Annotated in this window: 8 protein-coding genes; all 8 read left to right on the plus strand. The window is 74.5% G+C overall.

Annotated features, from left to right (window positions below; all coding sequences use genetic code 11):
• The 8 genes from cydD (at position 1) to ACWDRR_RS12185 (ending at position 12,927) form a co-directional block, all read left to right on the plus strand.
• A complete protein-coding gene (gene cydD, locus ACWDRR_RS12150; RefSeq protein ID WP_449772076.1) occupies positions 1-3,573 on the plus strand; it encodes a thiol reductant ABC exporter subunit CydD in 3,573 nt (1,190 codons plus the stop codon).
• A gap of 26 nt (positions 3,574-3,599) precedes the next feature.
• Positions 3,600-5,408 carry a GAF domain-containing protein gene (locus tag ACWDRR_RS12155; protein ID WP_449772077.1) on the plus strand — a complete coding sequence of 603 codons (1,809 nt, stop codon included), beginning with the start codon at positions 3,600-3,602 and terminating at the stop codon, positions 5,406-5,408.
• Positions 5,409-5,644: 236 nt separating this feature from the next.
• Positions 5,645-6,061 carry a DUF1508 domain-containing protein gene (locus tag ACWDRR_RS12160; protein WP_449772078.1) on the plus strand — a complete coding sequence of 139 codons (417 nt, stop codon included), beginning with the start codon at positions 5,645-5,647 and terminating at the stop codon, positions 6,059-6,061.
• Positions 6,048-6,455 (plus strand): hypothetical protein, encoded by a 408-nt coding sequence (locus ACWDRR_RS12165; protein WP_449772079.1) that lies wholly within the window; start codon positions 6,048-6,050, stop codon positions 6,453-6,455. Before ACWDRR_RS12160 ends, ACWDRR_RS12165 begins: the two co-directional genes overlap by 14 nt.
• A gap of 542 nt (positions 6,456-6,997) precedes the next feature.
• Positions 6,998-8,038, plus strand: coding sequence for a PstS family phosphate ABC transporter substrate-binding protein (locus ACWDRR_RS12170; RefSeq protein WP_449772080.1), 1,041 nt, complete (start codon positions 6,998-7,000; stop codon positions 8,036-8,038).
• Between the two features lie 216 nt (positions 8,039-8,254).
• Entirely contained in the window at positions 8,255-9,271 is a 1,017-nt protein-coding gene (locus ACWDRR_RS12175) for a substrate-binding domain-containing protein (protein WP_449772081.1), read from the plus strand.
• Positions 9,272-9,402: 131 nt separating this feature from the next.
• Positions 9,403-9,996, plus strand: coding sequence for a hypothetical protein (locus tag ACWDRR_RS12180; protein ID WP_449772082.1), 594 nt, complete (start codon positions 9,403-9,405; stop codon positions 9,994-9,996).
• A gap of 291 nt (positions 9,997-10,287) precedes the next feature.
• On the plus strand, positions 10,288-12,927 hold the full coding sequence (locus ACWDRR_RS12185) for a hypothetical protein (protein WP_449772083.1): 2,640 nt from the start codon (positions 10,288-10,290) through the stop codon (positions 12,925-12,927).
• The last annotated feature ends 140 nt before the right edge of the window (positions 12,928-13,067 follow it).

Genomic DNA, 13,067 nt, shown 5'->3' on the forward strand with positions numbered 1-13,067 from the left:
GTGAAGCCCGTCGACCCCCGGCTGCTCGGGTACGCCCGCACCACCCGCGCCTTCCTCGCCGGCTCGGTCCTCCTCGGCGGGGCGGGGGCGGCCCTGGTGGTCGCCCAGGCGAGCCTGATCGCGGAGATCGTCGTCCGCGCCTTCCAGCAGCGCGCCGGCCTCGGCGAGCTGACCACGCCGCTGGTGTGGCTGGCGCTGACGGCGGTCGGCCGCGGGCTGGTCGGCTGGCTCACCGAGCTCACCGCGCACCGCTCCGTCGCCCGGGTGAAGTCCACCCTGCGGCGCCGGCTGCTGGACCACGCCACCGCGCTCGGCCCGGCCTACCTGGCGGGCCGGCGCACCGGCGAACTCACCACCCTCGCCACCCGCGGCGTCGACGCGCTCGACGACTACTTCGCCCGCTACCTGCCGCAGCTGGCGCTCGCCGTGGTCGTCCCGGTGATCGTGCTGCTGCGGGTCGTCGGCGCCGACTTCACCTCGGCCGCGATCATCGCCGGGACGCTGCCGCTGATCCCGCTCTTCATGGTGCTGATCGGGATGGCCACCCAGAGCCGGATGGACCGGCAGTGGGAGACCCTCTCCCGGCTCTCGCACCACTTCCTGGACGTGGTCGCCGGCCTGCCCACGCTCAAGGTGTTCGGCCGGGCCCGCGCCCAGGCCGCCGGCATCGCCCGGATCACCGCCGAGTACCGCCGCGCCACCCTGCGCACCCTGCGGATCGCCTTCATCTCCTCGTTCGCGCTGGAGCTGCTCTCCACCCTGTCGGTCGCGCTGGTCGCGGTCTCGATCGGCTTCCGGCTGGTGGACGGCACGCTCGACCTGGAGACCGGGCTGCTGATCCTGATCCTGGCGCCCGAGGTGTACTTCCCGATCCGCCAGGTCGGCGCGCTCTACCACTCCAGCGTGGAGGGGCTGACCGCGGCCGACGAGCTCTTCCGGGTGCTGGAGACCCCGCTGCCGCCGGCCGGGACGCTCCCGGCCCCCGCCCTCGCCGGCGCCGTCGTCGACGCCGCGGGCCTCACCGTGCGGCTCCCCGGCCGGCCCTCGCCCGCGCTGGACGGCGCCGCGCTGACCCTGCGTCCGGGCACCACCACCGCGCTCACCGGCCCGAGCGGGGCCGGCAAGTCCACCCTGCTCGCCGTCCTGCTCGGCCTCACCGCGCCGGACGCGGGCGGCGTCCGGATCACCGCCGCCGACGGGCGGACGCACGACCTCGCCGAGCTGGAGCCGGCGAGCTGGCGCCGGCAGATCGCCTGGGTGCCGCAGCACCCGCACCTGTTCGCCGGCACCGTCGCCGACAACCTGCGGCTCTACCGGCCCGACGCCGGCGAGGACGAGCTGTGGACGGCGCTGCGGTCCGCGCACGCGCTGGACTTCGTGCGGCAGCTGCCGCAGGGCCTCGACACCGCCCTGGGCGAGGACGGCTCCGGGCTGTCGGCGGGCCAGCGGCAGCGGCTGGCGCTCGCCCGGGTGCTGCTCGCCGACGACCGGCCGCTGGTGCTGCTGGACGAGCCGACCGCCCACCTGGACGGCGCGTCGGAGGCGGCCGTGGTGGACGCCGTCCGGGTGCTGGCGGCCGATCCGGCGCGCACCGTGCTGGTGGTCGCGCACCGGCCGGCGCTGCTGGCGGTGGCGGACCGGGTGCTCCGGCTGGAGGGCGCCCCGGTGCCCGCGGCCGCGGCCGCCGCAGCGCCGCCGCGGCCCGCGCACAGCGGCCGGCCGGTGCCGGCCGCCGACGCCCCGCCGGCGGAGCCCGTCGGGGCGGCCACCGCGCAGCCCCGGCTCGCGCTCTCCGTCCTGCTCGGCGCGCTCGCGCTCGGCTGCGCCGTCGCGCTGATGGCCACCTCGGGCTACCTCATCTCCTACGCCTCCGAGATGCCGCCGGTGCTCTACCTGATGATGGCCGTCACCTCGGTGCGGGCCTTCGGCATCGGGCGGAGCGTGTTCCGCTACGCCGAGCGGCTGGTCTCGCACGACGCGGTGCTGCGCACCCTCGGCACGCTGCGGGCCGCCGTGTACCGCCGGCTGACCGCGCTCGCCCCGGCCGGGCTGCCGGCCTTCCGGCGCGGGGACCTGCTCTCCCGGCTGGTCGCCGACGTCGACGCCGTCCAGGACCACTACCTGCGCTGGCGGCTGCCGGCGGCGGTGGCGGCCCTGGTGTCGCTGGCCGCGACGGGGGCGATGGCCGCCTTCCTGCCCTCGGCCGGTCTGGTCCTCGGGCTGGGGCTGCTGCTGGCCGGGGCGGTGGTGCCCGCGCTGGCCGCCCGCTGGTCGGCCGGCGCCGAGCGGCGGCAGGCCCCGGCCCGCGGCCGGCTGGCCACCGCCGTCGTCGACACCCTGACCGGGACGGCCGAGCTCACCGTGGCCGGGGCGCTCCCCGGCCGGCTGGCCGCCGTCCGCTCCGCCGACGCCGCGCTGACCGGGCTGGCCGCCCGTTCGGCCGCCACCACGGCGCTCGGCACCGGGCTGATCGCGCTGCTCACCGGGCTGACGGTGGCCGCCGCCGCGGCCGTCGGCATCCGGGGCGTGCAGGGCGGCGCGCTGGCGCCGGTCTGTCTCGCGGTGGTGGTGCTCACCCCGCTGGCCGCCTTCGAGGCCGTCACCGGGATGCCGCTCGCCGTCCAGGCCCGCCAGCGCAGCCGGGCCGCCTCGGCGCGGCTGGCCGAGGTGCTGGACGCGGCCGCCCCGGTCGCCGAGCCGGCCGCCCCGGCGGCCCTGCCGGAGCAGCCGCTGCCGATCGCCGTCCGCGGGCTGACCGCCCGCCACCCGGGGCAGGCCGTGGACGCGCTGGTCGGGCTCGACCTCGACCTCACGGCCGGCCGCCGGATCGCCGTGGTCGGCCCGTCCGGCTCCGGCAAGACCACGCTCGCCCAGGCGCTGCTGCGGTTCCTGGAGCCGACGGCGGGCCGGGTCACGCTCGCCGCCGGCCGTCCACAGGCTGTGGACAGCCGCGCGGTGGCCGGGGACGACGTCCGCCGGGTGATCGGGCTCTGCGCCCAGGACGCGTACGTCTTCGACAGCTCGCTGCGGGAGAACCTGCGGCTGGCCCGGCCCACCGCCACCGAGGACGAGCTGCGCGCCGCGCTCGCCGCCGCCCGGCTGCTGGACTGGACGGACACCCTCCCGGCCGGCCTCGACACCATGGTCGGCGAGCACGGCGCCCGGCTCTCCGGCGGCCAGCGCCAGCGGCTCGCGCTCGCCCGCGCGCTGCTGGCCGACTTCCCGGTGCTCGTCCTGGACGAGCCCGCGGAGCACCTCGACCTGCCCACCGCGGACGCGCTCACCGCCGACCTGCTCGCCGCCACGGCCGGCCGGACCACCGTGCTGATCACCCACCGGCTGGCCGGCCTCGACGACTCCACCGTCGACGAGGTGCTCGTGCTGGACGGCGGCCGGGTGGTCGAACGCGGCAGCTGGTCGGCCCTGGTCGGGGAGCCGGAGGGCCGGCTGCGGGCGATGTGGGAGCGCGAGCGGGAGGCGGACGGGCTGGTCGCGGACGGGCCGGGGACGGTGGACGGGGTCGCGGGGCCCGGTGCGCAAGGCGCTCCGGTGGTCGCGTCGTCCTTCGGCTGAAAACCGTACAAACTACGCTCGTCACCATGGACCCCACGCCAGACCTGCCGCCCGCCGCCGCTCCCGACCCGGCACCCCACCGGGTGCCCGAGATCTCCTCGCTCGGGCTGGACACGCTGGTCACCGAAGTGGCGGAACGGCTGCAGTCCGCGGCCGCCGTCACCGACCGGATGCAGCGGCTGCTGGAGGCCGTCGTCTCGGTCGGCTCCGGGCTGGACCTGCACGCGACGCTGCACCGGATCGCCACCGGCGCCGCGGAGCTGGTGGACGCCCGGTACGCCGCGCTCGGCGTGATCGCGCCGGGCGGCCACGGCCTGGCGGACTTCATCCACGTCGGGGTGGACGACGAGACCGCCGCCGCGATCGGCGAGCTGCCGGCCGGCCGGGGCATCCTCGGCGCCCTGATCGACCGGCCCGAGCCGCTGCGCCTCACCGACCTCGCCGCCGACCCGCGCTCCTCCGGGTTCCCGCCCGACCACCCGGCGATGAAGACCTTCCTGGGCGAGCCGATCCGGATCCGCGACGAGGTCTTCGGCAACCTCTACCTCACCGAGAAGCAGGGCGGCGGCGCCTTCACCCCCGAGGACGAGCAGGTGGTGCACGCGCTCGCCGCGGCGGCCGGCGTCGCGATCGAGAACTCCCGGCTCTACGAGGAGGGGCGGCGCCGCGAGCGCTGGATCGCCGGTGCGGCGGCCGTCACCACGGCCCTGCTCTCCACCGACGAGGCCGAGGCCGCGCTGACCGTCGCGGCCGAGCAGGTGCGCGAGCTGGCGGACGCGGCGCTCGGCATGATCCTGCTACCGACCGTGGACGGCGAGGGCGACGGGCAGATGCGGGTGGCCCACGCCGCCGGCGAGGCGGCCGAGTTCGTCCAGGGCGAGCTGCTGCCGAAGGAGAGCTTCGCCTCCCGGCTGCTGCAGGGCGACAGCGTCTACCTCGACGACATGTCCAGCGACCCGACCGTGGTGATCCGCCTGGCCCGCAGCTTCGGCCCGTCGATGGCGGTGCCGATGGTCGCCGCCGGGCGGGTGCTGGGCGGGCTCAGCGTCTGGCGCTCGCGCGGCGCGGTGCCGTTCACCGACGCGGAGAAGCAGCTCGCCGAGACCTTCGCCTCGCAGGCCGCGCTCGCCCTGCGGCTCGCCGAGGGCCAGCGGGACCAGCAGCGGCTGGCCGTCTTCCAGGACCGGGACCGGATCGCCCGGGACCTCCACGACCTGGTGATCCAGCGGCTGTTCGCCACCGGGATGATGCTGGAGAGCGCCGCCCGGCGCTCGGTGGTGCCCGAGGTCAAGGTCGGCATCGGCAAGGCGGTGGACGAGCTGGACGCCACCATCCAGGAGGTCCGCACCACCATCTACGCGCTCCAGCACGACAACCACGGCGACGCGCCGGACACTCTGCGGACGAGGGTGCTGCGGGAGGGCAGCCAGGCCGCGGCGGCGCTCGGCTTCAAGCCCTCGGTGACCTTCATGGGCCCGGTGGAGAGCCTGGTCGGCGAGAAGACCGGCCGTCAACTCCTCGCCGCACTGCGGGAGATGCTCTCCAACACGGCGCGACACGCGCGGGCCTCGCGGGTCGGCGTGGAGATCGACGCGACCGTGCACCTGGACGACGAGGGCCACCCGGTGAGCGGTGACCCGGAGTCGCTCGACCGGGCCGGGCGCCCCGGGGTGCTGCTCACCGTGACGGACGACGGCGTCGGCATCCCGGCCGGCGGCCGCCGCAGCGGCCTGCGCAACCTGACCCGGCGGGCCGAGGCGCTCGGCGGGGACGCCTGGCACGAGCCCGGCCCGTACGGGAAGGGGACGATGGTCCGCTGGACGGCCCGGCTCTGACGTCTCATGCGGTGAGTTCCGGTCCGTCGAGATCTCGCACGTTATCGAACGGTCTGTGCCGGTAAAGAGCACCCGGCGAGGGGGCCAGGAGAGCAGTCGGTGTGCACTCGGTGAAAGTTTAACGAGGGAGAACTTCCCGGCCAACGGAGCAAGTTGTGTATTTCCTTCCCTTCCGGCGTGCTTGTGTGCACACATAGCTTTACTCCCGTCTCGGAGAGAACCGGACTGGGGGAGCAGTGGACGCGTCGAGCCGCGGTCACACCGCAGCAGGGGCAGGTCGAGGGGGATTCCGGGTCGAACGGGCACCGGACGGGCGGTACCGCTGGCAGCTCAAGGCTCCCAACGGCCGGGTCGTGGCGGTCACCGCGGCCGCGTACGAGACGGCCGTCGAGGCCGAGCGCGGCTTCGACGGCTTACGTGCCGGCGCCGACGGCCTGGTCGCCCGGATCACCCATGTCCGCGACGGCATCGGGTGGATCTGGGTCGTCCCCGGCTCGCGTGCGCTCCCCGAGGTGCGCTCCAGTCGCGCGTACGAGCGGTACGCGACCTGCCAGAACGCCTTCCGGCGTTTCGTGGTGCTGCTGGCCAAACAGCCCGCGCTCGAACTCCCCGAGCGGGTCGGCCCGTTGAGACCCACCGATGTCCGCCGCTGAGCGGCGCGGCCCGCGCCTGCTGATCGTCCCCGCGGCCGACCGGTGCCTCGGCTGGGCGCTGCGCGCCGCCAACGGGCGGCAACTCGGCGTCGGCGTCCGCACCTACCGCAGCGAGGACGAACTCGCCGATGCGGTCAGAGAGTTGATCATCGAACGGGCGGCGCTGCGCTGTACCGTCGGGCAGTCCGAGGCCCGCCTCTGGGTCTGGACCGCCCAGCTGCCGGTGCGCAGCACCCGCCCCGGCGCGGCCGAGGCCGGCCCGATCGCCCGCAGTGCCCGCGGCTACCTCCGGCGCGACCAGTGCCAGGCGGGGGTGGACGGCTTCCTGGCCGGGCTGCAGTGGGTCGGCCAGGAGCTGCGCCGCACCGGCCGGGACAGCCGCCGGCCCTGGTAGCCCCCCCCGGGCACACCTCGCACGCTCCGCACAGCTCGCACGACCCCGTACGGCCCGTGTGCCCGGTGGCCCGTCCCGGTACCTCGCGCGGGTGCCGCCGGCCGGTGCCCTCGCGCGGGCCGTCCCGCCCCGGCCGTCCCGGAGCCGGACGGTCCCGGCGTCGGGCCGTCCCGGCGTCGGACGGTCCCGGAGTCCGACCGTTTCGGGGGCCGACCGTTTCGGAGGGCGGCCCTCCGTTCCCCCCGGTCCGGTGAAGCGCAGGTTTCCGGCAACCCCCCGAGCAGCCACCTGGAGAAGAACGTCACCGGCCTCCGACCTGCGGCTTTCCACCCCACCGCGGCCGTGCTGACCAGTCGCTAAACCTGTCCGAACCGATGAGTCGACAATCCCCGGCGGCCGCCGACGGCCCTTCCGGGGGAACAGCCGCTCCCGACAGGATCAGCTCTGCCGGAGCGGCCGCCGCGGGTGCGGTCACCGGCCCCGGACCCCCAACCAGGGTTCGGGCAAGCGATGCACCTCTCTCCCACCGGAGGAACAGGAACATGCGCAAGACCGCTGCCAAGCTGCTCGCCATTGCCGCCATCGCCACCTCGGTCGCGACCGTCGCCGCCGGCACCGCCATCGCCGACCCGACCGTGACGCCGGCCGCCCAGGACATCGTGAGCGTCGGCTCCGACACGACCCAGGCCGTGTCGACGCAGTTCTCCACGGACTACAACGCCTACCTGACCGGCCTCGGCAACACCACGTCGCCGCGTTACTACAGCTGGGACGCCACGGGCACCCCCACCAGCATCATCCCGAAGTCCGGCGCCTCCTCCATCACCCGTCCGAACGGCTCCGGCGCCGGCATCACCGAGCTGAACACGGTCGGCTCCAAGGTCGACGTGGCCCGCTCCTCGCGTGCCCCGAAGTCCACCGACCCGGCCTCGGACATCTTCGTCGCCTTCGCCAAGGACGCGGTGACCTGGTCCGCCAACTCCGGTGGCCACGCCCCGGCGAGCCTGACCGCCGCCCAGCTCAAGGGCATCTACGACTGCACCATCACCAACTGGACGCAGATCAGCGCCACGCTGCCGAGCGCCACCATCAAGCCCTGGCTGCCGCAGGCCAGCTCCGGCACCCGCTCCTTCTTCCTGACCGCGATCGGCAACCCGACCGTCGGCACCTGCGTCCAGGACGGCCCGGAGGAGAACGAGGGCGTCGACTCCCGTCTCACCGGCGCCGACGTCGTCTTCCCGTACTCGGTCGCCTCGTACCTGAGCCAGACCGTGGGCGGCCACGCCACGGCCACCTCGGCCCCGGGCAGCCTGACCCTGCGCAACGTCGGCACCCTGGTGCCGGTCAACACCACCACCAACACCATCAACGCGCCGTTCGCCGCCTCGGCCTTCGGTCGCGTGGTCTACAACGTCGTCCGTGACGCCGAGTGGACCGCCACCGACGCCCACGGCACCGCGCTGCGCGCGATCTTCGGCCCGTCGGGCTGGATCTGCACCAACACCACCGCCAACAACGACATCAAGAGCTACGGCTTCCTGCCGCTGCCCGCCGCCGCCTGCGGCAGCACCACCCACAGCTGATCACCCGCTGATCACGCCCGCACCACCGCACCACCCCGCGCGACCTCGCTCCATCCGGCGGCCACGGGCTTCGGCCCGTGGCCGCCGGCCATACCCGCCCGCCCTTCGTACCCGCAGGAGTCGGGCGGCTGCGCAGGATCCCCGCGGCGGCCCGGTGGGTCACCGCCCGTGCTCCACCACCCACACCTGACCGAGACACCTCCCCGGAGACGACCCATGCGCAGGTCACCCGCCAAGCTGCTCGCCGTCACCGCCGTCGCCCTCGGTACCGCCTTCGCCGGGACGGCCGCCGCCGACCCGCCCGTGGTGCCCGGGACCGATGACATCGTCGTGGTGGGGTCGCAGACCACCGGTTCGCTGCTCGGTCAGTTCTCCACCGACTACAGCGCCCACCTGGCGAGCATCGGCGACACCACCTCGCCCCGGCTCTACAGCTTCGACTCGACCGGCCCCTCGCCGATCACGCCCCGGCTGGGCGCGCCGGCCATCACCCGGCCGACGGCTGCCGGGGACGGGCTGGTCGCGCTCAACCTGTCGGGCAGCGCGGTGGACGTCGACCGGATGGACCTGACGCGCCAGCCGTCCACGCCCACCACCGACACCTTCGTCCTGCTGGCGAAGGACGCGGTCTCCTGGGCGGCGAAGTCCGGGGGGAACGCGCCGGCCAACCTGACGACGGCACAGCTGAAGAACATCTACGAGTGCACCGTCACCAACTGGACGCAGATCGTCCCGACGCTGCCGAACGCGACGATCAAGCCGTACCTGCCGCAGGCGAGTTCGGGCACCCGGGCGTTCTTCCTGGCCGCGATCGGGGTGACGACCCCCGGAGTCTGCGTGACCGGCGGCCCGGGTGAGAACCAGGGCGTCGACCCGGTGCTCAACGACGCGAACGTGCTCGTGCCCTACTCGGTCGGCCACTACCTCGGCCAGACGGTGGGCGGCCACAGCACCCCGGCCGACGGTGCCGGCCCGCTGACCGTGCGCGCGATCAACGGTGTCGCGCCGGTCAACACCGCCAACACGATCAACGCGGCGTTCGTCGCCGGCCCGTTCGGCCGGGTGCTCTTCAACGTCGTCCGCCAGGCCGACTGGACGAGCACCGGGGCCAAGGGCACGGCCATGCGCGCGATCTTCGGCCGCGGCGGCTGGATCTGCACCAGCGAGGCCGCCGCGATCAAGAGCTACGGGTTCCTGCAACTCCCGTCCGCCGCCTGCGGATCGACGATCTGAGCCGGCCGCTCGACCCATCGACTTCGGCATCCCCTCCCGCCGGGCAGTGCGGGAGGGGGAGGCCGTGGGGGCGGTCGTACGACCGCTCGCACCACCCAGCACACCTTCGCACCTCTCCCAAGGAGTTCAGCATGACCCGTACCCGCGCCCGCTTTGCCGCCACCGGTGCCGCAGTCGTCCTCGCCGTGACCGGTATGAGCGGTGCGGCTGCCGCCGACGCCGCCCCGGCGGCCCCGACCGGCAGCGCGGTGGTGCACGAGAACACCGCCTTCCTGAAGGACTCCGCCCTGAACGGCCTGGTGGTCATCCCGCTGCCCACGGCCACCCCGTCCTACGACTCGACCACGGGCTTCTCCACCTCCTTCCCGGTGACGGGCGGCGACGTCAACCTCCAGGGCTACTACGGCAACGTCCAGCTGGGCGGCAGCCTGCTCTTCGTCAACCTGTTCACCGGCAAGACCGCGGTCTTCAAGCAGCTGGCGTTCAGCGCCGACAGCTGGGCGATCACCGGTGTCCCGGTCGGCGGCACCGCCCCGGTGGCGCTGCTCGACCCGGCCGGCACGACCGACATCACCCGCTCCGGCGCCACCCAGACGGTGACCGCCGCCGACCTCCGGGTCGACGCGGAGGGCGCGCAGTACGTCGACACCAAGCTGAACACCTCCTTCTTCAAGGCCGGCCAGTCGATCGGCACCTTCTCGCTGAGCTTCACCGCCGGCAGCTGACACCTGCCACCGGCTCGGTACGACGGCGGGCCCGTGCGACGGCACGGGCCCGCCGTTCTCATATGGAGTTCCCAACTCCGCTACAGAGTCGTCACGTTGGGGTCTCGTACATCGGTACGACCGGATCCGGCCATGTAGGGCTGGCCGAATGGATGCGAACCGGAACCGCCGGCCTGCTCGCCGCCTGATCCACTCTCGCGCCGCGTCACGGCGGTGCGCGTTCGCACGGAGGTGCCCGTCATGAGACTCCGACTACTACCCGATACGAGACGCGGGAGGTGGCGCCGGAGGTTGCCGGCGGTCGCGCTCGTGTGGTCGGTGGTGGTGGCGCTCGGCGTGGCCCCCATCGGCCTCGGCGCGCTTCCGCAGGCCCGGGCGGCGGCCTCGTCGGCCGTGACCAAGCCCGGCCCCAAGGTGTGGGACCCGAACACCTGGGAGGAGGGTGTCGAGGGCAGTGTGACGGTCGCCCAGACCCAGCAGCTGGGCAACCAGGTGCTCCAGGTCTCCTGGAGCGGCTTCACCCCGACGGTGGACACCCAGGGCAGCCCGCTGACCGTCGTCACCAAGGGCTCCAAGCAGGAGCTCTACGCCGTTCGGGTGTACCAGTGCCGGGGCGCCGACCCGAAGATCACCGACTGCTACGGCAGCAAGCTGTACAACGCGGACGCCACCAAGGGGTTCAACCAGAAGGCGCCGGCCGAGGGCACCACGAGCCCGGACTTCCCCTCCAACATGGCGATCGCGCCGACCGGGGCGGACGGCTCGGGCGCGACGTCCATCGAAGTGTGGACAGCCACCCAGAGCCCCTCGCTCGGGTGCGACGCGACCCACCCCTGCTCCCTGGTGATCGAGCCCAACTACGGCGGCGACACCCAGGACCCGTACAAGGCGCGCGGTGGCGCCGTCGACTGCACGGACCACGGCAGCGACGTCGACGGCTTCTTCAACACCGCGAGCGACGGCGGCCTGGAGGCCTACGGCGCCGAGTGGGAGGGCAACCAGAACGCCGGCCTGCAGATCGGCGAGCAGTGCGCCTGGGAGAAGCGGACCGTCGTCCCGCTGTACTTCTCGCCCACCGCCGCCGACTGCGACAGCCGGGCCGCTGAGTTCAAGGCGGCCGGGCTGGAGATGGCCAACCGGGCCGTCCAGCAGTGGCGTTCGGGCCTCTGCCTGGCCTCGTCCCCGCTCGCCTTCCAGTACTCCTCCTCCGGCGGTGAGCCGCAGGCCCGCGCGGCGTTCCTGGGCGGGTCCGCCGGGGTGGACGTCGCCCTGACCGCCTACCCCGACACCGCGACGCCGGCCCGGCCGTACGTCTACGCGCCGCTGGCGACCACCGGCATCTCGGTGGTGTTCCTCGTCGACGACCCGGACACCGGGCGCCAGCTCCAGCAGATGAAGCTGACCCCCCGGCTGATGGCCAAACTGCTCACCCAGTCGTACGCGCCGCCGGGCAGCCCGGTCGCGTCGGTGAACGGCAACCCCAGCTGCATCTTCGCGGACCGGGACTTCCAGCAGTTCAACCAGCTCCCGGAGAACAGCGGCCTCAAGTGGCCCACGGCCTGCGCGCCGGCGACCTTCGAGCCGACCATCGTCGGCGGCACCACCGACCTGGTCTACCAGCTGACCTCGTGGATCGCCTCGGACCCGGAGGCCGTCCGCTTCCTGGACGGCGAGGAGGACCCGTGGGGGATGCAGGTCAACACCTTCTACCGGCGGGGCGCGTTCTCCGGCTACCCGGTGGACGCCGTCCAGCCGCAGGACTTCACCGGCCCGACGGACGCCAGCGAGGCCGCCAAGCACGCACGGCAGTACGAGTGGAACCCCGTCCTCGGCGGTCTCACCCAGGTCCTGCGCACCATCCTGGAGAACCGGTCCACCTGCCAGCTCTGGATGGCGGACCCGGCCACCGGCAACCACCTGAAGTGCGACCCGATGGCCCGCGGTGACCGGAAGCTGTTCGCGATCATGGACAGTGCCCAGGCCAAGGCGTTCTCGCTCCCCGAGGCCGCCCTGCGCAACCCGGCCGGCGGCTTCGTCTCGCCGACCACCAACGGGTTCCAGTCCGCGGTCGGCGACATGCCGACCGACGCCGCCACCGGCACCCAGCTGCTGCCCTACGGCGTCGCCGACACGGCCTTCTCCCGCGACACCCAGGCCTACCCGCTGACCACCGTCCAGTACGCGATGGTGCCCACCGGCGGGGTGGCGGACAAGGCGCCCGCGATCACCCGCTTCCTGACCACCGTCGCCAACGGCGGCCAGGTCTACGGCGTGGAGCCGGGCAAGCTCGCCCCGGGCTTCCTCAGCCTCACCGGCGCCCAGCGCCAGCAGACGCTCGACGCGGCCAAGCACGTGGAGAGCCAGGACGCCAAGTGGCCGGGCAACCAGGTCGCCCCGCCGGCTCCGCCCACCACGCCGACCGACGGCGACGGCGGGACGACCGGCGGCACGACCACCGGCGGCACCGGCGGCGAGTCGAGCGCCACCGGCGGCACCTCCTTCCCGGTCGCCGACGGCTCCGCGACCACGGGCGGGACGACCGGCGGCGGCACCGGCGGGACCACCGGCGACGGCACCTCCTCCGGCGGCCTCGGCACCGGTGGCAGCGGCATCGGCGGTACCGGCGGCACGGGCGGCGCCGCGGCGACCACCGGTGGCACCGGCGCCCCGGCGGCCGGCACCCCGGCGGCCAAGACCACCGGAACGCCGAACGCCTCCGCCGGCCCGCTCGCGGGCGCCCCGGTGGCGGCCGGCATCCCGGCGGCCGACCGGGCGGGCACCGCCCGGCTGCTGCTGCCGGTCGCGGTGATCGCGGGCCTGGTGCTGCTGGTCGGCGGCCCGGCGGCGCTCCTCCTCGGCGGGACGCCCGTCGGCGGTCGCGCCCTGGCCGCCTGCTCCCGGACCTGGGCACGGGTGCGCCGTCGGCCCTGATCCCGCAGTGGCACCGACCCGGTGGGGCCGCCGTCTCGGCCCCACCGGGTTCCCCGCCCCGGGCGCGACCGCCCGGGGCCTCCCTGTACCGAGTACTTCCGTACCGAGCGCGCCGGAGAGCAGACCATGACAGCCGCCGC

The sequence above is a fragment of the Kitasatospora sp. NPDC003701 genome (assembly GCF_053587085.1).

What these genes read in the sequence shown, in the direction of transcription:
- ACWDRR_RS12155 (WP_449772077.1), top strand. Translation starts at nt 3,600, where the DNA reads ATGGACCCCACGCCAGACCTGCCGCCCGCCGCCGCTCCCGACCCGGCA.
- ACWDRR_RS12165 (WP_449772079.1), top strand. Translation starts at nt 6,048, where the DNA reads ATGTCCGCCGCTGAGCGGCGCGGCCCGCGCCTGCTGATCGTCCCCGCG.
- ACWDRR_RS12170 (WP_449772080.1), top strand. Translation starts at nt 6,998, where the DNA reads ATGCGCAAGACCGCTGCCAAGCTGCTCGCCATTGCCGCCATCGCCACC.
- ACWDRR_RS12175 (WP_449772081.1), top strand. Translation starts at nt 8,255, where the DNA reads ATGCGCAGGTCACCCGCCAAGCTGCTCGCCGTCACCGCCGTCGCCCTC.
- ACWDRR_RS12180 (WP_449772082.1), top strand. Translation starts at nt 9,403, where the DNA reads ATGACCCGTACCCGCGCCCGCTTTGCCGCCACCGGTGCCGCAGTCGTC.